Source organism: Saccharopolyspora elongata (assembly GCF_004348985.1).
In the GTDB taxonomy this organism is placed as follows: Bacteria; Actinomycetota; Actinomycetes; order Mycobacteriales; family Pseudonocardiaceae; genus Saccharopolyspora; species Saccharopolyspora elongata.
This window is the reverse complement of the sequence record NZ_SMKW01000008.1, coordinates 47,828-67,524: the sequence shown is the minus strand read 5'-3', so window position 1 is coordinate 67,524 and position 19,697 is coordinate 47,828. Positions and strand designations below refer to the sequence as shown.

Below are 19,697 nucleotides of genomic sequence, written 5' to 3'. Positions count from 1 at the left end.
CATCTTGCCCCACCCGGTCGGGTCAACCACCACCGCCTGGCCGGAGGCCGTACCGACGGGGAGCGCGACGAGCACGACCGCGTCGTGGCGGCATCCGAGCACCGACGGTTCCCGCGATCGGCACCGCCGCGGGGTGCGCCGCTCAGCTGTCGGCCGCGTACCGCGGCCAGCGCGCCACGACGCGAGCGCCGCCGTCCGGCGACTCCGCGGCCCGGACCGTTCCGCCGCGACGGCGCACCGCCTCGGCCGCGAGGGCGAGCCCAAGCCCGGCTCCGCCGGTGCTGCGTGCCCGGTCCGATTCGACCCGGTGGAACCGGTCGAATACCCGCTCGCGGTGCTCGACCGGAATCCCAGGCCCGTCGTCGTCCACCACCAACCGCACCCAACCCACCCCGGAGGAGCCCATGCCATCAGCGAAAACGGAGACCCGCACCAAGGTGCGCGTGTAGCGCAGCGCGTTGCCGACGATGTTGTCCAGCACCGTCGACAGCTCCGCCGGATCGGCGAGGACCAGCACCGGCCGGGCCGGGACCTCGACCTCGATCCGCGGTCCGAGGCCGGGCGAGCCCGGCAGCTCGAGCCGGTTGGCGGCGGCCCGCACCGCCGTGCCGATGTCGACCGGCTGCCCCGGGGCGGCCGTGCCGCGCTCGGCCCTCGCCAACGCGAGCAGGCTCTCCACCAGCACCGACAGGCGCTGCGCCTCGTGCGCGATGTCCTGCAGTGTCTCGTGGGCGAGCTCCGGGTCCGGATGCATCACGGCGACCTCGGCCTGAGCGCGGATCGACGCGACCGGGTTGCGCAGCTCGTGCGCGGCGTCGCCGGTGAACCGCCGCAGCCGTTCCGTGTCGGCGTCGCGGCGAGCGAGCATCGTGTTGAGCTCCTCGGCGAGGGCGCGGATCTCGTCGACGGCCGCGGGCACCGGCAGCCGCTCGCCCTCGGGCAGCCCGGCGGCGGCGATCCGCATCCGTTCGACCGGACGCAGCGAACGGCGCACCACGAGCCAGGTGGCGAGCCCGACGAGCGCGGCGGCGAGGATCGAGCCGAAGCCGAGCAGCCGGCCGGTCTTGCCCGCGGTGTCGGTGAACCCGACCAGTCGCGCCCCGGTCGCGACTAGCAGCGGGCGGCCGGTCTGATCGGGCACGACGACGCCGCGCCACCGGTGCAGTTCGGCGGGCGGCTCGAAGTCGATCACCCCGTCGCCGGCGCGCAGCTCGTCGATCTGCCATCCGTGCAGGCTCGACTCGGGCAGCCCGTCCAGCGGAGCGCCCGAGGTGTCCAGCACCCGGATGTCGGGGGCGGCGACGGCGGCGGGCGAGGCGCCGGCGGCGAGCCGGTTCGCGGTCGCGCTGGCGGTGCGCTGCAGGTCCGCGTCGACGGAGTCGATCAGCAGCCAGCTGACGACGCCGGTGCTCGCGTGCGCGACCACGCCGAGTCCGATCAACGCCACGACTGCGGCCACCACGCTGGTGCGGAACTGGATGGTGCGGCGGTGCCACCACCTGCGCAGACGCATCATCATGCCGGTTCAGCGCAGACCCGGTAGCCCTGACCGCGCACGGTCTGCACCAGTTCCCCGGCGCCGGCCGCGGAGAGCTTGCGGCGCAGGTAGCCGACGTAGACCTCGACGACGTTGCGGGTGACGAACTGCTCCTCGCCCCAGACCATGCGCAGCAGGTCGTCCTTGGGCACCACGGCCTCCGGGTGGCTGGCCAGCGCGACCAGCAGTCCGTACTCCCTCGGCGAGAGGGCGATCGACTCGCCCGCCCAGCGCACCTCGCGCGCGGCGCGGTCGATCTCCAGATCGCCGACCCGCAGGCTCACCTGCCGTCCGGCGGTTTCGCGCCGCCGCAGCAACGCGCGCACCTGCGCCACCAGCACCAGGAAGGAGAAGGGTTTGACCAGGTAACCGTCCGCACCGAGATCCAGCCCGTCGGCCTGGTCGACCTCGCCGTTCTTCGCCGAGATCAACAGCACCGGGGTGGTCACGTCGTCGGCGCGCATCCGCTCCAGCACCCGGTAACCGGAGAGGCCGGGCAGCATCACGTCCAGCACCACGACGTCGAAGGCACCGGTCAGGGCCAGGCGCAGGGCGTCGATGCCGTCGGCCGCGATGGTCACGTCCATGCCCTCGGCGGACAGCCCGCGGCGCAGCGCGGCACGAACTCCCGGCTCGTCGTCCACCACCAACACCCGCGGCACCATGGCCCAAGCATGCCGATCCGCCGGCCACGGCGGCAGGGAAATCTCAGTCGGTTCTCAGTTGAGAGCTTCTTTCTCAGGTGGATCTCAGCCTCGGACCGGCTCGGGGGCGCCGCTGCCGATCGCCCGCGCGGTTGCCGTCGGCGGCGCGCCGAAGCCGACAAAACGAATCGATCACGGAAGCCGAATCGGCGGGATTGGCCGGAAAGACCGATTCCCGCGATCACCGCCCGGATCCGATCGGCCACACCGGGTGATGGACCGGAGCCGGCGCATTGTGATGCTGGTCGCCATCCGACCGGACGGCTAACGCCGGGAGAACCACCTGCGAAAAACGTCGTCCCCGACGTGTCCGAGACGCTCTCCGGGGCCGCCGGCACCGGCGAAACCCATGGCCAAACGCGGTTCGACGACATGATCAAGCGTTGCGAAAGTAGCAAGAGCCAGCAACGTTTGGACCGTCACCGACGCCCCGGGTCTTGACATATCTCCCCAGCACATGACGGCTTGACAGCCTCCACCGCGTCGGTAAAGGTCGATGCGATCGATTGACTGATCAATCAGTCACAGGTCGAAACGCAACGCCAGCGGGGCGCTGTCGAGAGGCTCCAGCGCCGCCCCAGCGGCCGCATCACCGGCGCCAGTCCGCGCCGACGGGTGCCGCGCCCCGCGAGACACAGGAGGTTCCGCCGGATGCCGAGCAGAGGACAGTCGAACGCCGGCCCCAGTCGTCGCGACTTCCTCCGGTACGTCGCGGTGGGTGCCGGCGCAGTGGGCGCGGGCGCCGTCGTCAGCGGGTGCGCGGGCGGCGCGGTGCGAAAGGCCCCGATCCCCTCCGGTCCGCCGCAGTACGGCGGTCGGCTGCGGGTCGGCATCGTCGGCGGGTCCAGCAAGGACACCCTGGACGCGCACGCCACCGTGACCCACCCGGACCAGGCACGCATCTTCCAGCTCTACGACACGCTGCTCCGGTTCGACTCCGACTACCGGATCCAGCCCGCGCTGGCCGAATCCGTCGAGTCCGATCCGCAGGCGCTGACCTGGACCATCCGGCTGCGCGAGGGCGTCGAGTTCCACAACGGCAAGACCCTCGCCGCCGAGGACGTGATCCACACCCTCCGCCGGATCGCCGACCCGGCGGACCCGAAGAACGGCGCCGTGGGGCTGAGCTCGCTGGACCTCAACGCCATGCAGGCGCTGGACCACCGCACCGTCCGGCTGACGCTGTCCCGCCCGGACGTCACACTGCCCGACCAGTTCGCCGAGTACGCCAACGGCATCGTCCCGGTCGGCTACAACCCGAACCGGCCGGTCGGCTGCGGCCCGTTCGCCTACGACTCCTTCGAACCCGGCCAGCAGAGCCTGTTCACCAAGAACCGCAACTACTGGCGCGACGGCGAGCCGTACGTGGACGAGGTCGTGATCATCGACTTCCCGGACGACACGGCCCGGATCAACGCGCTGCTCGGCGGCCAGGTCGACGCCATCGACCAGGTGCCGCTGGGGCTGCTGCGGGTGCTGGACGCCGACCCGAACCTCCGGCTGCTGGAATCCCAGACCGGCTCGTGGGTGCCGTTCACCATGCGGGTGGACCGGCCGCCGTTCGACGACGCCCGGGTGCGGCAGGCGTTCCGGCTCGTCGTGGACCGCGAGCAGATGATCAAGCAGGTGCTCGGCGGCCACGGCACGATCGGCAACGACATCTACTCGCCGGCGGATCCGCTGTACAACTCGGCGCTGCCGCAACGCGGCCGCGACGTGGCCAAGGCCCGCCAGCTGCTGCGCGAGGCGGGCCGGGAGAACCTGACCGTGGAGCTGGTGACGTCGCCGGTCGCGGCCGGTGTGGTGGAGGCGGCGCAGGTGTTCGCCCAGCAGGCCGCCGACGCCGGGATCACCGTCAACATCCGCCGGGTCGATTCCGGCGAGTTCTTCGGCGACATGTACCTGTCCTGGGACTTCGCGCAGGACTACTGGTTCACCCGGAACTTCCTGGCGCAGGCGGGGTCCGGCAGCCTGCCCGACTCGCCGTACAACGAGACCCACTGGAACCACCCGGAATTCAACGATCTGGTGTACCAGGCGCGGGCCACCACCGATCCGGCGCGCCGCAAGGAGCTCGTCGCGCGCGCCCAGCAGATCGAGTGGGAGAGCGGTGGATACATCATCTGGGGCTTCCCGAACCAGCTGGACGCGCACAGCGTCCGGGTCGTCGGGCTCGAACCGGACAAGAGCGGCGCACCGTTGAACTCCTACGGTTTCCGCCACGCGTGGCTGGCGAAGTGAGGGCGGACCGATGACTCGAATGCTGGTCAAGCGAATCCTGCTCGGCGTGGTCATCCTGTGGGCCGTGTCGGTGGTGGTCTTCCTCGCCACCCAGGCGCTACCCGGGGACGCCGCCCGCGCCATCCTGGGCCGCGAGGCGACTCCGGAGCGGCTGGCCGCGCTGCGTGCGCAGCTGCACCTCGACGAGCCGATGTGGGTGCAGTACTTCTCGTGGCTGGGCAACATCTTCCGGCTCGACCTCGGCACGTCCTACGCCAACGGCATGCCGGTGGCCGAGCTGCTGGGCTCGCGGCTGAACAACTCGCTGGCGCTGATGCTGTGCGCCACGGTGATCAGCGTGCCGCTGTCCATCCTGGTCGGAACTTACAGCGCTTTGCGCCGCGACAAGGCCTTCGACCACGCGACCTCGGTGGTCAGCCTGGTGCTGGCCTCGCTGCCGGAGTTCGTGGTCGGCATCGTGCTGGTGCTGGTCTTCTCCACCGGGGCGCTCAACCTGCTGCCCGCCGTGTACGTCATGACCGGCACGGGTTCGGCCTGGAGCGATCCGACGCAGCTGGTGCTGCCGACGCTGACGATGGTGCTCGCGGTTTCGCCGTACATCGTGCGCATCATGCGGGCGACCATGATCGAGGTGCTGGAGAGCGAGTTCGTGCAGCAGGCCCGGTTGAAGGGGCTGCCGGAGCGCACGGTGATCCTGCGGCACGCGCTGCCGAACTCGATCGGCCCGGTGGCCCAGGTGATCGCGCTGCAGCTGGCGTGGCTGGCCGGTGGCGTGGTCATCGTCGAGTTCCTGTTCCGCTTCCCCGGTATCGGGTTCGCCCTGGTGGACGCGGTGAACAACCGCGACCTGCCGGTGGTGCAGACGCTGACCCTGGCCATCGCCGCCGTGTACATCGTCGTGAACCTGCTGGCCGATGTGGTGAGTCTGGCCGCCAATCCGAAGGTGAGGTCCGCCGCGCGATGACCACGACTGCGCAGACCGAGGAAACCCGAGCGACTCCCGTCCCTGCCGTGCCGCGCGCGGTCGGCGCGTGGCGGGCGGCGATGCGCCTGCCGCGCACCAAGATCGGCTTGACGCTGTCGATCCTGGTGGTGCTGACCGCGATCGTCGGGCCGCTGCTCGCGCCGCACGGTGCCACCGAATTCGTGGACACGCCGTTCTCCGATCCGACGGCGACCTCCTGGTTCGGCACCGACAACCTGGGCCGCGACGTGCTCACCCGGTTCCTCCACGGTGGACAGACGCTGCTGGTGCTGGCGGTGCTGGCCACGCTGCTCGGCGTCGGGCTCGGCTCGCTGCTGGGCATGTACGCCGGCTACCGCCGCGGCTGGTTGGACGAGGTGCTGATGCGCTTCGGCGACATCGCGCTGGCCTTCCCGCAGGTGGTGCTGGCGCTGCTGTTCGTCAGCGTCGTCGGCCCGGAGCTGTGGCTGCTGGTGCTGGTCGTCGGCGGCAGCCACCTGCCGCGGGTGATGCGCGTGGTGCGGGCGGCGACGCTCTCGGTCGCCGAGCGCGACTTCGTCAAGTCGGCGGAGGCGATCGGGCTGTCCCGGGTTCGCATCCTGCTCGGCGAGATCCTGCCGAACGTCACCGGAACCGTGCTGGTGGAGCTCGGGCTGCGGCTGAACTACTCGATCGGCCTGGTCGCCGGGCTGAGCTTCCTCGGCCTGGGCCTGCAGCCGCCGACGGCGGACTGGGGCCTGATGATCAACGAGAACCGGATCGCGCTGACGGTGCAGCCGTGGGCGGTGGCGCTGCCGGTGATCGCCATCGCGGTGCTGACGATCGGCACCAACCTGGTGGCGGACGGCCTGGCGCGCTCGGTCGCGGGCGTCGACCGGGGAATCGAGAAGGCCCGCTGATGCCACCGCCGACCTGTGATCCGCAATTTCCATTGAAATTGCTGGAGATCCCGGACCACGACCTGTCGCCGACCCGTTGGGGGTGCCGATGACCGCCGCTGCTCTGGACGCCACCGGACTGGAGATCCGGGGCGTGCCCTCGGAAGCCGCCATCGTCGCCGACGTGAGCTTCGCCCTGGCACCGGGCGAGATCCTCGGCCTGATCGGTGAATCCGGCTCCGGCAAGACCACGCTCGGCCTGGCGATGCTGCGCTACTGCAAGCGCGGCACCTGGATCGCCGACGGCCGCATCCTCGTCGGCGACACCGATCTCACCGCGCTGCCGCCGAAGCGGGCCGCCGCACTGCGCGGTCGCCGGGTCGCGTACATCCCGCAGTCGCCGGGCTCGGCGCTGAACCCGGCGCTGCGCCTGCACACGCAGCTCGCGGAGGGCGTGCACGACGTCTCCGGCGAAGCGGCGAAGCGGCGGATCAAGCAGGTGCTGACCGAGGTCGCGCTGCCCGATGACGACGATTTCCTGAGCCGGTACCCGCACCAGCTCTCCGGCGGTCAGCAGCAGCGCATCGCGATCGCGATGGCCTTCGTCGGCCGCCCGGAGGTCGTGGTGCTGGACGAGCCGACCACGGGCCTGGACGTGACCACCCAGAAGCGGGTGCTGACCACGATCCGCGAGATGTGCGAGCGGCACGGGACGGCGGGCGTGTACATCTCGCACGACATGGCGGTGGTCGCGGAGCTTGCCGACCGCATCGCGGTGATGTACTCGGGTCGGATCGTGGAGACCGGCCCGACCGCCGAGGTGCTGAACGAGCCGCGCCACCACTACACGGCGGGCCTGGTGCTCGCGGTGCCGGACCTGGACGGCGAGCGGGCGATGCAGGCCATCGACGGCCAAGCTCCGTCGCCGCTGAGCCGCCCGGACGGCTGCGCATTCGCGCCGCGCTGCGCCGCCGCGACCGACGAATGCCGCGCCGAGGTGCCGCCGGTGCAGGAGGTCTCCCCCGGCCACGAAATCCGCTGCCTGCAGCCGCGTTCCGGGCGTCTCGTGGCACCGGCTCGCGCGTCGGAATCCGTCCCGGACGAGGCGGGACCGGTTCTCGAGATCCGCAACATCCGGGCCTGGTACACCGATTCCCCCGTGCTGCAAGACGTTTCGCTGAGCGTGTCACCGGGCTCCTGCCTCGCGCTGCTGGGCGAGTCGGGCAGCGGCAAGACCACGCTCTCGCGCTGCCTGGCCGGCCTGCACCCGAAGCACGAGGGCTCGGTGCTGCTGCACGGCGAGGAGCTGGCGGCCGGCAGCGGCAAGCGCACCCGCGAGCAGCGGCGACAGGTGCAGTACGTGTTCCAGAACCCGTACGAGTCGCTGAACCCGCGACGCCGGGTCCGCGACCTGGTGGCCCAGCCGATCTCGGTGCTCGGCGGGGATTCCTGCGGCAAGAGCACGTCAGAGCGGGTCATCGAGGCGCTGGAGCTCGCCGCGCTGCGGCCGGACATCGCCGAGCGCTACCCCGACCAGCTCAGCGGCGGCGAGCGGCAGCGGGTGGCGATCGCGCGCGCCCTGGTCACCCGGCCCGAGGTGCTGATCTGCGACGAGATCACCTCCGCGCTGGACGTCTCGGTGCAGTCGGCGATCGTCGACCTGCTCCGGGACCTGCGGGAGAAGATGGGGCTGGCTCTGGTGTTCGTCACGCACAACATCGCGCTGGTGCGCAACATCGCGCAGCGGGTCGCGATCCTGCAGAACGGGCGCATCGTCGAGCAGGCGCCGGCCGAAGAGCTGTTCGCCGCGCCGCAGCACGACTACACCCGGTCGCTGTTGAGCGACGCGCCCAACTTCCAGCTGGAGGCGAAGAACTGATGTCGGTCGCAGCGGGTTTCGAGCGGGTTGCCCAGGAGTTCGCCGAGGTGGTGGCGGCCGATGCGGCGGGTGCGGCGTTCGCCGTCTTCCGCGACGGCGAGCAGATCCTCGACCTGCAGGCCGGGCACCGCGACCAGGCGGCCACCGAGCCGATGACGACCGACACCCTGATGCCGGTGTTCTCCGGCACCAAGGGCATCGTCGCCACCGGCGTCGCCCTGCTGGTCGACGGCGGCGCGCTCGACCCGGACGCGCCGGTGGTCCGGTACTGGCCGGAGTTCAGCGCGGCGGGCAAGCAGGACGTCCTGGTCCGGCAGCTGCTCTCGCATTCGGCGGGGTTGCCTTACCCGGCGAAGCCGGTCACCCGCGAGGCGGCGATGGACAACCGGGCGATGGCGGAGCTGCTGGCCGCGCAGGCTCCACTGTGGCCGGTCGGGACGACCACCGCCTACCACGCGCTGACCTTCGGCTGGCTGGCGGCGGAGCTGATCCGGCGGGTCGACGGGCGGGAGGTCGGCGAGTACCTGCGCGCCGAGGTCGCGGAGCGGGTTCCGGCCGACTTCTGGCTGGGGCTGCCCGAGCCCGAGTGGCCGCGCACCGGGCGGCGCTGGCGGGCGGCCGACTACCAGGTGGCGAACCGGCTGAACACGCCGGAGGCCCTGGCCTACCGCGACAAGGTCTACGGGAACCCGCCCACGCTGCTCGGTGATGACGCGCCCTGGAACACCCCGGCGTGGTGGGTCGGCGGCAGCCCGGGCGGCGGCGCGATGGCGTCTGCGCGCGGCATGGCCGCGGTGTACTCCGCGCTGGTGACCGGCGAGCTCGTCGGCGGCTGGACGCTCGAGCGGATCCGCCGGGAGGAGAGCCGGGGCACCGATCCGGGCACCGGCCGACCGCTGGCCTTCGGACTGGGCTACGAGCTGCAGGACTCGATCGAGACCTACGGCCCGGAGGCCACGGGGTTCGGCCACAGCGGGGCGGGCGGTTCGCTGTTCGGCTGCTGGCCGCGCCTGGGCGTGGCGTTCGCCTTCAGCCCGTGCCTGATGCGAACGGAGGGTTTCGACAACCGTTCGCACCGCCTCCTGACCGCGCTGCACGCCTGCCTGTAGGGCTAGGTCGCGCGCCGCTTTCGCGCGAAAACGGCGTTCGCGCGCCTGCCGGGCGCCGCTTTCGCGCGAAAGCGCCACCCGGGGCCACCGAGCGGCACGGCCCCCCAGCTGTCCGGCTAACTCGGTTGGCCGGGCCGATACGCTCGGGGTATGGAGTTCGAGGTGGACGATTCGCGGGCCAGGGTCGATCGCGACGCGGTGTGGGAATTCCTTTCCACGCAGGCGTATTGGGGCAAGTGGCGCAAGCGGGCGGATTTCGACAAGCAGATCGACCTGGCCTGGCGCGTCGTCGGCGCCTACCGGAAGCCGGACGGCGGGCTGATCGGCTTCGCACGAGCGTTCTCCGACGGGGTGGGCATGGCGTACCTGGCCGACGTGTTCGTCCTCCCGGAGGCGCGCGGTCACGGCATCGGCAAGGCCCTGGTGCAGGGCATGATCGAGGATGGCCCCGGCCGCGACTTCCGCTGGATGCTGCACACCGACGACGCGCACGGCCTCTACCGCGGCTACGGCTTCACCGATCCGGATAGCACCTACTTGGAGCGTCCGCGACGCATCTAGCGAGCGGCGCCGGGTGGAGGTCGGAGCGCCGAACCTCCACCATGTCGGTATGACGGAACTGCTCACCGATAACCAGGTCGCCGAAGCGCTCCAGCACCTACCGGAGTGGACCCAGTCCGGCGTCAAGCTGACCCGCACCGTCGAGTTCGGCAACTTCCCGCAGGCGATCCAGGCGGTGAACCGGATCGCCGAGATTGCCGAGAGCGAGAACCACCACCCGGACATGGACATCCGCTGGCGCACCGTGACGTTCTACTGCACCACGCACTCGAAGGGCGGGATCACGGCCAACGACACGTCGCTCGCCCAGGAGATCGACAACGTCGTGGAGCAGCTCAGGCCCTGAGCGGCTCAGCCGATCTCTTCCGCGAGGTCGGCGGCCTCGAAGGCGCATCCCCAGGACAGCGCGACGCCGCAACCGCCGTGGCCGTAGTTGTGGATGATCCGCGCGCCTTCGTAGTGCTCGACTTCCACCCGCACCGATTCCCGGCCGGGCCGCAGCCCGACCAGTTCCGCGAGCACTTCGGCGTCGGCCAGCCGCGGCTCCACCGCGGCGCACCGGCGCCGGATGCCCTCGCTGTCCTCGCGGCGGGGCGTGCAGTTCCAGTCCTGTTCGCCTGCGACGCCGCCGAGCACGACGCGGTCGCCGTGCGGCATGTACGAGGTGAACTCGCCGGAGTCGCTGAGCTCGATGAAGTACTCGTCGATCCCCGGGTTGCGCACCACGACGTGCTGGCCGCGCACCGGGTGGACGCCGGGGTCGCCGACGAGTTCCCGCGCGCCGACGCCGGTGCAGTTGACCACCGTCGCGGATTCGGCGACCGCCTCGGCCAGCGTCGGGACGGGGCTGAGCCGCAGGTCACCGCCGGCGTCGCGGAACCGGGCCACCAGGTGGTCGAGGTAGCGCGGCATGTCGATCAGCGGCACGGTCGCGCGGTAGCCGCTGACGAACCCGTCCGGCAGTTCCTCGGGTGTGCAGGGGCGCAGGTCGGGGATCAGCCTCGCCTCGGGCGGGACCGAGTCGCCGAGGTCGAACCGCGCCGCCATCCGCCCCGCGGCCAGGTGCACGCCGGAGTCCTCGTCGCGGGCGAGCGCGGTGAACTCGGCGTGGGACCTGGTCACCCAGTACAGCACCCGGTCGGCGGGCCGCAGCATCGCCGGGCCCCACATCGCGCCCGCGACCGCGGAAGTGGTGTCCTGCGGCCGGTCGGCGGTGCGGATGCGCACGCGCCGGCCCGCCTCGGCGAGGACGACCCCGGTGGTCAGGCCCTGCACGCCCGCGCCGATCACCAGCACCGGATCTGCGGTCATCTTCAACACGCTAGCAGTCCACCGGCGAACTCGACGGCCTCGAACGCGCCGCTCGGCTCAGGCGTCAGCGGCCGGAACTCGACCGAACTGCATTGCGAACCGGAAGTGGGGCTCGCCGATCGAACCGGCACGGCGCCGCCTCGCTCCACAGAGGACCACCTGGGACCGAGGGGAGCGTCGAGCCACCGGTTCGCGCTGGTCAACGGGGTTGTTCAGCGGCTGTCGTAGGCGGCGCGGGCCCTGTGGATCTCGTCGATGTGGGATTCGCCCAGGCCTTGGCCACCTGCACCACCGGCAGCGGGCTCTCCCCCAGCCCGGTGAGCGCGTAGTCGACGCGAACCGGGGCCGAGGGAGTCACGGCGCGGGTCACGAGTCCGTCCCGTTCGAGGTTCCGCAAGGTCTGGGTGAGCATCTTCTGGCTGAAGCCGGCGATATGGAGATCGCGGAGGTGGCCGGGCCCGAGGCCGGGCCGCGGCAGGTCCTGATCCGGGTGGCGGCGGCCACGGTCAACCCGGTCGACCTGGCCACCCGGACCGGTGCGCTCACCGATGCGGGCCTGCTCCCCGCGCGAGGTCATCGGGATCGGCGGGGATGCCGCCGGAGTCGTCGAGGCCACCGGCGACGAGGTCAGAGTGGTGCCAAGGTGACGACGTTCTGTGGCGCTTCTTCCGCGAAGGCGCAACCGCTCTGAGCATCCGAGAAACACACCTCATTGCGGAGTTCGAGTCCGAGGAGCTGCCCGGAGAAGTGGACGTCAGGGTCACCCGAGGATCGCGATCAAAGATTCCTTGCTCCGCAGTTGAAAGGGAGTCCCCTGGCCATCCGACTCTGCCCCTTCGTCTCTTGGTGGCTCCGGCGGCGCGCAAGAGAATACCTGGCGGTACCACGCACGAGGCCAGGAAACGAGGTCACATGCCAACGCCCGGATTTCCGCCGGACACGCTCGACGGAGAGGGAATACCCATCTGGATCACCCAGTTGGCCAGCGACGACCCGAACCACGCCGTGCACGTGGTCCGCGACCTCGAACCTGCGGACGCGCTGGAAGCGCTAGGCGCCAAACCCCGGTTGTTCCGGCCGTGCGAGCTGCCCGGAAGCAAGCCGGACGAGTGGACCTCCCTCCCGGCCGCGGCCCTCGGCGCCGAACCCGGCGCCGGTGCGACGCTGCTGGCAGGACGTATCGGTGCGTGGACATTCGTGTACGACGACGCGGGGTACACCGTCGGCGACGATGACACAACCGCCCTGTCCGCCAACGGTCGCGTAGCGGCCACGAGCATGTTCTCCATCAACGCCGACGCCAGCCTCACCTACGCCGTCGACGGGAAGGAGCTTGCCTGGATCAACGTCGACGACCTCGACCTGGAGAAGGATCTGCCCGGCATGCCGGCCGAACTGCGCGCAGCGTTCGAAGCGGCCGGCACCGTCGAACACGACTACCTCGATCCTGGTGAACCCGACTACGACATCTGCATGCGCGCTATCTGCGCTCTCGCCGGCCTGCGATGCACGGTCGAAGACCTGCGCCGAATCCCGCTACTGGCCACACCGTTCGGCTGACCCCGCGCGGGTGGCCGGGGCGCCGAACTGCGGTCAGCGCGAAGCTCAGCCCAGGAAGTCCTGGATCGCCGCGAGCCACGGCTTCGGGTTCTCCGCGCCGATGAGGTGCCCGGAGTCGACCTCGACCAGCCGCGCGCCGGGGATCTTCGCGGCGAGCTCGCCTGAGTTGTGCGGCGACACCAGGGTGTCCCGGGTGGTCGCGACGACCAGCGTCGGCACGGAGATCTTCGGCAGGTCGGCGCGGACGTCGACGGTGCGCAGCAGGTCGAGGTGATCGCCGGTGCCGACCGGCACGCCGTCGGCGGTGCCTCGGAACACCTCGTCCCAGTCGTCTATGGAGTTCAGCGCCGCCGGGCTGAAGCAGTTCAGCAGCACGAATCGCGCGAGCGCTTCCCGGTCCGGGCCGTCGAGCAGCTGCTGCCAGAGGTCCAGGTTGAGCCGGAAGTGCCGGTCGGCGGCGGCGAATCCGGCAGTGAGCACCAGCGACGTGACGCGCTCCGGGTATCGCACGGCGGCCCGGACGGCGACCGTCGTGCCCATCGAATAGCCCAGCACGCCAAAGGTTTCCACGCCCGCGTCGACCGCCGACGCGACGACCTCGTCGACGAGCCGGTCCAGTTCGAGCGGCTGCTCGGCCTTCGGCGTCCCACCCGAGCCCGGGTAGTCCGGCGCGACGACCGTGCGCTTCCCGGCGAGCTCGTCGATGAACGGGAAGTTCGCCGCAGCCGACCCACCAGCGCCGTGGGCCAGCAACAGCCCGGGCCCGGAACCACGCACCTCAACGGACAGAGACATCGATCTTTCCTTTCACATCAACCGTTCGCCGAACACCGGTGGCCGCCAACGCGGCCAGCGCGGCGAAAATTCCGATCCCGATGAGCCAGTACGGCCCAGCACCGCCGTCGAGCACCCGGCCACCGATCCACGCACCGCCGGCGTTGCCGAGGTTGAAAGCCGAGGTGTTCACGGCGACCGTCAGGGTCGGCGCGCCCGCTGCCGCAGCGAACGCCCGGGCCTGCAACGCCGGGATCAGCGCGCAGCTCACCGCCCCGAGCACGAAGACCCCCACCGCCGCAGCCACCGGATCCCGCACGACCAGGCCGAAAACCCCGAGCACGACGGCCATTCCGGCGAGGAGCCCGCGAACCGAACCCCACGGCCGCAGGTCTGCCAACCGGCCGCCCACCAGGTTCCCCAGCAGCCCGCCCACGCCGAACGCCATCAGCAACCAGGCCACCGCCCCGGCCCCGAAACCGGAGACGCCGGTGAGGATCGTGGCGATGTAGGTGTACGGCGTGAAGAGGGCGATCTGCGTGAGCACGGTGACCACGACGACCACGAGCACCTCGCGACTGCCCAGCGCCCTGATCTCCGCCCGCACCGAAGAGGTCCCGGCCGCCCGCGACGACGGCACGGCGACCGCGACGACCACCGTGGCCACCAGGCTCAACGCGGCGATCGCCCAGAACGTGGCGCGCCAACCGAGCTCGTGGCCGATGAACGTGCCCAGCGGCGCGCCGAGCACGGTCGCCAGGTTGAGCCCGGCGCTCACCACCGCAATCGCCCAACCGCGACGCTCCTCCCCCACCACCGACACGGCCTGCACCAGGCCGACGGCGAAGAAGGTCGAGTGCACGAGCGCCGCGAGCACCCGAGCGATCATCACCAGTCCGAAGGCGCCGGCGACCGCAGCCAGCACGTTGCCCGCGGTGAACACGACGATCAGGCCGACGAGCAGCGCTTTCCGCGGCAGCCGCGTGGTCGCGGCGGTGACCACCGGCCCGGCCAGCGCGACCGTCAGCGCGTAGCCGGTGACGAGCAGGCCAGTCGTACCGACCGACACGCGCAGGTCCGCCGCGATGTCCGGCAGGACGCCGATCACCGCGTACTCGGCGGATCCCACGGCGAACACGCAGGCCATCAGCGCCACCAGTGCCCAACCACTTCGCTGACTTCGCATGCCACCGACGCTAGAGTTTGACAGTGATGTCAGAGTCAACGACGCGTGAGCCGGATCTCATGAAGATCGGCGAGCTGTCCCGCCGGAGCGGCGTCAGCCAGCGCCGGCTGCGCTACTACGAACAACAGGGCCTGCTCACCTCGGAGCGAGCGCCGAGCGGCTACCGCTACTACCGCGAGGAAGCGGTGACGGTCGTCGCGCAGATCCGGAACCTGCTGGCGGCGGGCCTGAACACGGAGATGATCCGCACGGTCCTGCCCTGCGCGAGGGGCGAGCTACCGGTCCTCGAACCGTGCCCGAACCTCGTGGCCACCCTCCGAACCCAACTGGCGGCGATAGACGACCGCCTGGCGTGCCTCCAACAAACCAGAACGGCCCTCGCCACCTACCTCGTAGCCACCGACCGGTAGCCAAGCTCCTGCCGTAGCTCGGGGCCCGGACCGCGCCGACTCGCTACCGTTGACCCATGACCACGCTTCCCGACCGGATGCGCCCGCCGCGCGCTGAAGGCTGGTTCGCGGAGGATCTGGACCGCCTCCCCGAGGCACCTCGGCACACCGAGCTGATCGACGGAGCCCTCGTCTTCAGGACGATCCCGCAGCGGTCCTGGCACGGCCGTCTCGTCACCGGCCTGACCGTAGAGCTCTCCCGCCAGGCCCCCGTCGGCATCGAGGTCGAGCGGGAGATGACGATCCGGCTCGACGCGCGCAACAGGCCCGAGCCCGACCTGCTGGTCACCACGGCCCCGTTCGACCCGGACCGGACCTGGTACGAGCCGCAGGACGTGCTGCTCGTGGTGGAGGTCGTCTCGCCCGAGTCGGCACATCGCGACCGAACGGTCAAGCTGCGCAAGTACGCCGACGCGGGCATCCGGCACTACTGGTACGTCGAGGACGAGGACGCATCAGCGGCAGTGCACGTCTACGAACTCGACGGGCCGACCGGCATCTACGCCCCGGCAGGCATTTTCCGCAGCGCCCTCCAGCGGCCAGTACCGTTCGAGATCAGCATCGACTTGGACCGGCTCACCCCACGCCGCCCCCGCTAGCAGCCGGGTCGGCGTTGTGCGTCGGGCGTCAGGTCAGGCCGTCGGTCGGCGTTCGTTGCCGCGCTTGTAGTTGCCGGTCACCTTCGCGAGGAGCAGCTGGTCGGACTCCTCGCTGACGCCGAGCGACGCGATCAAGCGTTGCGCGCGGGCGCCGGAGACCGTCGCCACGACGCGGCCTCCCCGGCTCACCCGCACGCTTCCGGACTTCGTCACCGCGTACGCGAAGGGGTCGTCTTCCAGGCCCACTTCCCGCCCCCGAGGTCAGACGTTGAAGCGGAACTCCACGACGTCGCCGTCGGTCATGACGTAGTCCTTGCCCTCCATGCGGACCTTGCCCGCCGACTTGGCCTCCGCCATCGTGCCCGCCGCGATCAGGTCGGCGAAGGAGACGATCTCCGCCTTGATGAAGCCGCGCTCGAAGTCGGTGTGGATCACCCCGGCCGCCTGCGGCGCCGTCCAGCCCTGGCGGATCGTCCAGGCCCGCGCCTCCTTCGGCCCGGCCGTCAGGTAGGTCTGCAGGCCCAGCGTGTGGAAGCCCGCGCGGGCCAGCGCGTTCAGGCCCGGCTCCGCCTGGCCGATCGATTCCAGCAGCTCGCGCTGGGACTCCTCGTCCAGCTCCTTGAGCTCCGCCTCGACCTTGGCGTCCAGGAACACCGCGTCGCCGGGCGCGACCAGGTCGCGCAGTTCCTTCTGCTTCGCTTCGTCGGCCAGCACGCCCTCGTCCGCGTTGAACACGTAGAGGAACGGCTTGGTGGTCAGCAGGTTGAGCTCGCGCAGGTCCGGCGTGTCCTTGCCCAGGCCCACGGCGAACAGGGTCTGGCCGGAGTCGAGGATCTCCTTGGCCTGCTGGGCGATCTCCAGGGCCGGCCGCTTGTCCTTGTGGGTGCGGGCTTCCTTCTCCAGCCGCGGCAGCGCCTTGTCCAGGGTCTGCAGGTCGGCCAGGATCAGCTCGGTGTTGATCGTCTCGATGTCGCTGGACGGGTCGACCCGGCCGTCGACGTGCACCACGTCGGGGTCGTCGAAGACCCGGATGACCTGGCAGATCGCGTCGGCCTCGCGGATGTTGGCGAGGAACTTGTTGCCCAGCCCCTGCCCCTCGGAGGCCCCCTTGACCAGGCCTGCGATGTCGACGAACGACACCGTGGCGGGCACCGTCTTCGCCGAGCTGAAGACCTCGGCGAGCTTGTCCAGCCGCTCGTCCGGCAGCGGCACCACGCCGACGTTCGGCTCGATGGTGGCGAACGGGTAGTTCGCCGCGAGAGCGTCGTTGCTGGTCAACGCGTTGAACAGGGTGGACTTGCCGACGTTGGGCAGCCCGACGATTCCGAGGGTGAGACTCACACCCCGAAGTCTAGGTGCTCGCTCGCGGCGGCATCGGGGCCGGTCGCGCGGGGGTGCGCGGATGCACAGCCGGGGTGCACCCGCGCCCCGCGTCGTCAGTCGTCGTCCTGCTCGCCGCCCTGCTGGTCGCCGCCGTCCTGCTGGTCGCCCTGCTGCTGGTCGTCGCCGTCCTGCTGCTGCTCCTGCTGCTGTTCCGGGGCGGGCGCCGGGTCGTTGCACCCGGCCGTGACCACTAGGGCGAGCGCGGCGCCCGTAGCGGCACCGAGGACCTTGAAGCCACGCCTGGTGCTGATCTTCGTTTGAGCCATGCCGCGACGATAGGGATGAAACGCGCAAAATGCACCCTCCTCGATCGAAATCCCCCGCGCGAGGGAGGCCGCCCCAGCCCGGGCGGGAGGTTCACGGGCCGCGAGATCCCGAGCATTGCCGGTGAGTTCAACCGAGCCACCAGGAGCGCAGATGCTCAAGCCGAGCCGGGCGGCGCTGATCGCGTCGGCCCTGACCTTCCTCGACTTCGAATCACGGCACTTCCTGCCGCGCAGCCGCGTCCTCTTCGAGCTGCCGAGCTGGGCGACCCCGCTGGCCGCAGCTGCCGGCGTGCTCGGCGCAGCGCTGCTGATGTCGCCGCTGCGAGCCCGCCGCGCGATCGTCGCGATCAACGGCGGGGCCGTGATGCTGCTGCTCTGGGCATCCGGCGGCATCCTGTTCGACCTGTTGCGGCTGTTCGGGCTGATGGGCTTCGGGCCGGACTGGCCGATGTTCGCCACCCGCGCCTTCGCCTTGACGAGCGCGATCCTGCTGTTCCGCGCGACGGTCCTGCGGGTCCGGGCGCTCGCCGGGGCTTGCGGCCGCTGCGGCGGCCCGGCCGCACCACCGCCGCGCTGGCTCGGATACCTCGGGGTCCTGTTCGCACTGCCCTATCCGGTGATCAAGACCGCCTGGGCGCTGGGCGGCACGATCGGGCTGGACTACCCGGACCCGGCCAGGGACGGGTTCACCAGCGGGTGGCTGGTCGTGCCCGCCGCGCTGGTCGGCATCGTGCTCTCGCTGGCCCTCGTGCACCGGTGGGGGCGGATCTGGCCGGGCTGGGTCCCCGGCCTGGCGGGTCGCCCGACTCCGCGCGGCCTGCTGCTCTTCGGCGGCTGGTTCGGCGCCGGGCTGCTCTTCACGATGGGCCCGACCGGCTTCGCCGACGTGATCGCCGACCTGATCTCCGGCACGTCGTCGGCGAACCCGATCCCCGGGATGCACTACTGGCCCGGGGCGCTGTTCTACGTGAGCTGGATGTGCTGGGCGCTGGTGCTCGGGCCGTCCGTCTACCTGTACCAGCGGGCGACGCGCCGCAAGCCGTGCGGAACCTGCGCTCGCGTGCCGGTCGCGCAGGGATGATGTGGCCATGCCGTCCCGCCTGATCAGACCGTTCACCGGGCGAGCCACGTACCGCCGGTGGGTGCATCTGATCCTCGGCGCCGTCCTGGCCGTCCCGTACCTGGCGGTGGCCGGGTTGGTGCTCGGGCCGCTGCTGGGCCCCGAAATCGGACCTGGCCTGCCGCCTGTCGTGGTCGGCATCGCGCAGGGCGCGTTCGTCGTGCTCGCCGTGGTGGCCACCGGGTTGCTGCCGGCGACGAGGTCGCTGTCGGGGGCCGCCGCGAAGGCGCTGCTCGGGCTGCCGGAAACGAGCACCGCCGTCACCTGGCCGGACCGGTGGCGGACCGTCTGCTGGCTCGTCGTCCACCTGGTGCTCGGCTCCGGCGTCGGCCTGCTGACGCTGATCGTGCCGCCGTTCATCCTGGTCCTGCTCGCCGATCCCCTGGTGCACCTGCCGCCCGAGCTCACCGGCATCCCGCTGTACCGGGCGTTCGGCATCGGGCAGTGGTGGGCACCGCTGGGCGGCGCGGGCCTGATCGTCGCGGGCTTCTACCTGGTCGCGGCGGTCGCCGCAGCGCTGGCCCGGCTCGCCCCGGCATTGCTGGGCCCGTCCGAGCACGAGCGGTTGCGGCGGCAGGTCGAGGAGCTGTCCGATCGGAACCGGATCGCCTCCGAGCTGCACGACTCGGTCGGACACGTGCTGAACGTCGTTGCGCTGCAAGCGAGTGCGGCGAACCGGGTGCTGGACAGCGACCCCGCCTTCGCCCGGGAGGCGCTCGCGGTGATCGCGGATTCGACGCGAACCGCCCTCGCCGACCTGGATCGCGCGCTGGGCAGCCTGCGATCCTCCACTTCGGACGACCCGGGCCTGGCCGACCTCGACGGCCTGGTCCGCGCCACCGAGCTGGCCGGTCTGGCGGTGCGCCTCGAAGTCCGGGGCGACCCGAGCCAGGTCCCGCCGCAGGTGGGCCGCGAGACCTACCGCGCGGTGCGCGAGGGCCTCTCCAACGCCTTGCGCCACGCGGGCCGGGCGGAGGCCGCGGTGCGGATCACCATCGACTCCGGTGCACTGGAGCTGGAGATCACCAACCCCCTGGGCTCGACGTCGACGCCCGGCCACGGCTTGGGCCTGAGCGGCATCAAGTGCCGAGCGAAGGCGCTCGGCGGCCACGCCGAAGGCGCCGCGCACGGCGACGACTGGCGGCTCCACGTGCGTCTCCCCTGGTAAACCGCTGT

At 71.1% G+C, this 19,697-nt stretch carries 21 protein-coding genes; 12 read left to right on the top strand and 9 right to left on the bottom strand.

The window, feature by feature from the left end:
- Positions 1 to 142: 142 nt before the first annotated feature.
- The gene (locus E1288_RS08835; protein ID WP_408013152.1) at positions 143 to 1,519 is read right to left on the bottom strand and encodes a sensor histidine kinase; all 1,377 of its coding nucleotides are present in this window, start codon (positions 1,517 to 1,519) and stop codon (positions 143 to 145) included.
- Entirely contained in the window at positions 1,516 to 2,202 is a 687-nt protein-coding gene (locus tag E1288_RS08830; protein WP_132483146.1) for a response regulator transcription factor, read from the bottom strand. Before E1288_RS08830 ends, E1288_RS08835 begins: the two co-directional genes overlap by 4 nt.
- Before the next feature lie 690 nt (positions 2,203 to 2,892).
- On the opposite strand from E1288_RS08830, the gene E1288_RS08825 reads away from it, so the two are divergent.
- From E1288_RS08825 to E1288_RS08795, 7 genes are all read left to right on the top strand, one after another.
- Positions 2,893 to 4,482, top strand: a complete 1,590-nt coding sequence (locus tag E1288_RS08825; protein ID WP_132483144.1) for an ABC transporter substrate-binding protein — start codon at positions 2,893 to 2,895, stop codon at positions 4,480 to 4,482.
- 10 nt (positions 4,483 to 4,492) lie between these two features.
- On the top strand, positions 4,493 to 5,446 hold the full coding sequence (locus E1288_RS08820) for an ABC transporter permease (protein ID WP_165968037.1): 954 nt from the start codon (positions 4,493 to 4,495) through the stop codon (positions 5,444 to 5,446).
- Positions 5,443 to 6,345: an ABC transporter permease gene (locus E1288_RS08815; RefSeq protein ID WP_132483142.1), complete on the top strand. Its 903-nt coding sequence runs from the start codon at positions 5,443 to 5,445 to the stop codon at positions 6,343 to 6,345. The genes E1288_RS08820 and E1288_RS08815 overlap by 4 nt, the downstream gene beginning before the upstream one ends.
- Positions 6,346 to 6,433: 88 nt before the next feature.
- Positions 6,434 to 8,203 carry an ABC transporter ATP-binding protein gene (locus E1288_RS08810; protein WP_132483140.1) on the top strand — a complete coding sequence of 590 codons (1,770 nt, stop codon included), beginning with the start codon at positions 6,434 to 6,436 and terminating at the stop codon, positions 8,201 to 8,203.
- The gene (locus E1288_RS08805) at positions 8,203 to 9,312 is read left to right on the top strand and encodes a serine hydrolase domain-containing protein (protein WP_132483138.1); all 1,110 of its coding nucleotides are present in this window, start codon (positions 8,203 to 8,205) and stop codon (positions 9,310 to 9,312) included. Before E1288_RS08810 ends, E1288_RS08805 begins: the two co-directional genes overlap by 1 nt.
- A 150-nt stretch (positions 9,313 to 9,462) precedes the next feature.
- Positions 9,463 to 9,873 (top strand): GNAT family N-acetyltransferase, encoded by a 411-nt coding sequence (locus tag E1288_RS08800; RefSeq protein ID WP_132483136.1) that lies wholly within the window; start codon positions 9,463 to 9,465, stop codon positions 9,871 to 9,873.
- Between the two features lie 49 nt (positions 9,874 to 9,922).
- The gene (locus tag E1288_RS08795; RefSeq protein ID WP_132483134.1) at positions 9,923 to 10,219 is read left to right on the top strand and encodes a 4a-hydroxytetrahydrobiopterin dehydratase; all 297 of its coding nucleotides are present in this window, start codon (positions 9,923 to 9,925) and stop codon (positions 10,217 to 10,219) included.
- Positions 10,220 to 10,224: 5 nt separating this feature from the next.
- Here E1288_RS08795 and E1288_RS08790 read toward each other — a convergent pair whose 3' ends face one another.
- Positions 10,225 to 11,184 carry an FAD-dependent oxidoreductase gene (locus tag E1288_RS08790; protein WP_235883429.1) on the bottom strand — a complete coding sequence of 320 codons (960 nt, stop codon included), beginning with the start codon at positions 11,182 to 11,184 and terminating at the stop codon, positions 10,225 to 10,227.
- 199 nt (positions 11,185 to 11,383) lie between these two features.
- Complete coding sequence (locus tag E1288_RS50325; protein ID WP_235883428.1) at positions 11,384 to 11,800, bottom strand: winged helix-turn-helix transcriptional regulator; 417 nt, start codon at positions 11,798 to 11,800, stop codon at positions 11,384 to 11,386.
- A 296-nt stretch (positions 11,801 to 12,096) separates the two neighbouring features.
- Here E1288_RS50325 and E1288_RS08780 point away from each other — a divergent pair, with 296 nt between their 5' ends.
- Complete coding sequence (locus E1288_RS08780; RefSeq protein ID WP_132483132.1) at positions 12,097 to 12,744, top strand: DUF6461 domain-containing protein; 648 nt, start codon at positions 12,097 to 12,099, stop codon at positions 12,742 to 12,744.
- Positions 12,745 to 12,789: 45 nt separating this feature from the next.
- Here the strand turns inward: E1288_RS08780 and E1288_RS08775 are convergent, their stop codons facing one another.
- Both E1288_RS08775 and E1288_RS08770 read right to left on the bottom strand, forming a co-directional pair.
- Positions 12,790 to 13,539: an alpha/beta fold hydrolase gene (locus E1288_RS08775; protein ID WP_132483130.1), complete on the bottom strand. Its 750-nt coding sequence runs from the start codon at positions 13,537 to 13,539 to the stop codon at positions 12,790 to 12,792.
- The gene (locus E1288_RS08770) at positions 13,523 to 14,704 is read right to left on the bottom strand and encodes an MFS transporter (protein ID WP_132483128.1); all 1,182 of its coding nucleotides are present in this window, start codon (positions 14,702 to 14,704) and stop codon (positions 13,523 to 13,525) included. Before E1288_RS08770 ends, E1288_RS08775 begins: the two co-directional genes overlap by 17 nt.
- A gap of 59 nt (positions 14,705 to 14,763) precedes the next feature.
- Here E1288_RS08770 and E1288_RS08765 point away from each other — a divergent pair, with 59 nt between their 5' ends.
- Both E1288_RS08765 and E1288_RS08760 read left to right on the top strand, forming a co-directional pair.
- Positions 14,764 to 15,114, top strand: coding sequence for a MerR family transcriptional regulator (locus tag E1288_RS08765; protein ID WP_132483310.1), 351 nt, complete (start codon positions 14,764 to 14,766; stop codon positions 15,112 to 15,114).
- Between the two features lie 56 nt (positions 15,115 to 15,170).
- A complete protein-coding gene (locus E1288_RS08760) occupies positions 15,171 to 15,752 on the top strand; it encodes a Uma2 family endonuclease (RefSeq protein WP_132483126.1) in 582 nt (193 codons plus the stop codon).
- 33 nt (positions 15,753 to 15,785) lie between these two features.
- Here E1288_RS08760 and E1288_RS08755 read toward each other — a convergent pair whose 3' ends face one another.
- The 3 genes from E1288_RS08755 to E1288_RS08745 all read right to left on the bottom strand — a co-directional run bounded on the left by E1288_RS08755 (position 15,786) and on the right by E1288_RS08745 (position 17,401).
- The gene (locus E1288_RS08755; RefSeq protein ID WP_132483124.1) at positions 15,786 to 15,998 is read right to left on the bottom strand and encodes a hypothetical protein; all 213 of its coding nucleotides are present in this window, start codon (positions 15,996 to 15,998) and stop codon (positions 15,786 to 15,788) included.
- Between the two features lie 15 nt (positions 15,999 to 16,013).
- Positions 16,014 to 17,093, bottom strand: a complete 1,080-nt coding sequence (ychF, locus tag E1288_RS08750; protein WP_132483122.1) for a redox-regulated ATPase YchF — start codon at positions 17,091 to 17,093, stop codon at positions 16,014 to 16,016.
- 95 nt (positions 17,094 to 17,188) lie between these two features.
- Positions 17,189 to 17,401 carry a hypothetical protein gene (locus E1288_RS08745; RefSeq protein WP_132483120.1) on the bottom strand — a complete coding sequence of 71 codons (213 nt, stop codon included), beginning with the start codon at positions 17,399 to 17,401 and terminating at the stop codon, positions 17,189 to 17,191.
- Positions 17,402 to 17,552: 151 nt separating this feature from the next.
- Here E1288_RS08745 and E1288_RS08740 point away from each other — a divergent pair, with 151 nt between their 5' ends.
- Together E1288_RS08740 and E1288_RS08735 are read left to right on the top strand one after the other, a co-directional pair.
- Positions 17,553 to 18,482: a hypothetical protein gene (locus E1288_RS08740; protein WP_132483118.1), complete on the top strand. Its 930-nt coding sequence runs from the start codon at positions 17,553 to 17,555 to the stop codon at positions 18,480 to 18,482.
- A gap of 7 nt (positions 18,483 to 18,489) precedes the next feature.
- Complete coding sequence (locus E1288_RS08735) at positions 18,490 to 19,689, top strand: sensor histidine kinase (RefSeq protein WP_132483116.1); 1,200 nt, start codon at positions 18,490 to 18,492, stop codon at positions 19,687 to 19,689.
- The last annotated feature ends 8 nt before the right edge of the window (positions 19,690 to 19,697 follow it).

Excerpts from the sequence above, each read along its gene's own strand:
- E1288_RS08835 (WP_408013152.1), bottom strand. The coding sequence starts at position 1,519 with ATGATGATGCGTCTGCGCAGGTGGTGGCACCGCCGCACCATCCAGTTC.
- E1288_RS08830 (WP_132483146.1), bottom strand. The coding sequence starts at position 2,202 with ATGGTGCCGCGGGTGTTGGTGGTGGACGACGAGCCGGGAGTTCGTGCC.
- E1288_RS08825 (WP_132483144.1), top strand. The coding sequence starts at position 2,893 with ATGCCGAGCAGAGGACAGTCGAACGCCGGCCCCAGTCGTCGCGACTTC.
- E1288_RS08820 (WP_165968037.1), top strand. The coding sequence starts at position 4,493 with ATGACTCGAATGCTGGTCAAGCGAATCCTGCTCGGCGTGGTCATCCTG.
- E1288_RS08815 (WP_132483142.1), top strand. The coding sequence starts at position 5,443 with ATGACCACGACTGCGCAGACCGAGGAAACCCGAGCGACTCCCGTCCCT.
- E1288_RS08810 (WP_132483140.1), top strand. The coding sequence starts at position 6,434 with ATGACCGCCGCTGCTCTGGACGCCACCGGACTGGAGATCCGGGGCGTG.
- E1288_RS08805 (WP_132483138.1), top strand. The coding sequence starts at position 8,203 with ATGTCGGTCGCAGCGGGTTTCGAGCGGGTTGCCCAGGAGTTCGCCGAG.
- E1288_RS08800 (WP_132483136.1), top strand. The coding sequence starts at position 9,463 with ATGGAGTTCGAGGTGGACGATTCGCGGGCCAGGGTCGATCGCGACGCG.
- E1288_RS08795 (WP_132483134.1), top strand. The coding sequence starts at position 9,923 with ATGACGGAACTGCTCACCGATAACCAGGTCGCCGAAGCGCTCCAGCAC.
- E1288_RS08790 (WP_235883429.1), bottom strand. The coding sequence starts at position 11,184 with ATGACCGCAGATCCGGTGCTGGTGATCGGCGCGGGCGTGCAGGGCCTG.
- E1288_RS08780 (WP_132483132.1), top strand. The coding sequence starts at position 12,097 with ATGCCAACGCCCGGATTTCCGCCGGACACGCTCGACGGAGAGGGAATA.
- E1288_RS08775 (WP_132483130.1), bottom strand. The coding sequence starts at position 13,539 with ATGTCTCTGTCCGTTGAGGTGCGTGGTTCCGGGCCCGGGCTGTTGCTG.
- E1288_RS08770 (WP_132483128.1), bottom strand. The coding sequence starts at position 14,704 with ATGCGAAGTCAGCGAAGTGGTTGGGCACTGGTGGCGCTGATGGCCTGC.
- E1288_RS08765 (WP_132483310.1), top strand. The coding sequence starts at position 14,764 with ATGAAGATCGGCGAGCTGTCCCGCCGGAGCGGCGTCAGCCAGCGCCGG.
- E1288_RS08760 (WP_132483126.1), top strand. The coding sequence starts at position 15,171 with ATGACCACGCTTCCCGACCGGATGCGCCCGCCGCGCGCTGAAGGCTGG.
- E1288_RS08745 (WP_132483120.1), bottom strand. The coding sequence starts at position 17,401 with ATGGCTCAAACGAAGATCAGCACCAGGCGTGGCTTCAAGGTCCTCGGT.
- E1288_RS08740 (WP_132483118.1), top strand. The coding sequence starts at position 17,553 with ATGCTCAAGCCGAGCCGGGCGGCGCTGATCGCGTCGGCCCTGACCTTC.
- E1288_RS08735 (WP_132483116.1), top strand. The coding sequence starts at position 18,490 with ATGCCGTCCCGCCTGATCAGACCGTTCACCGGGCGAGCCACGTACCGC.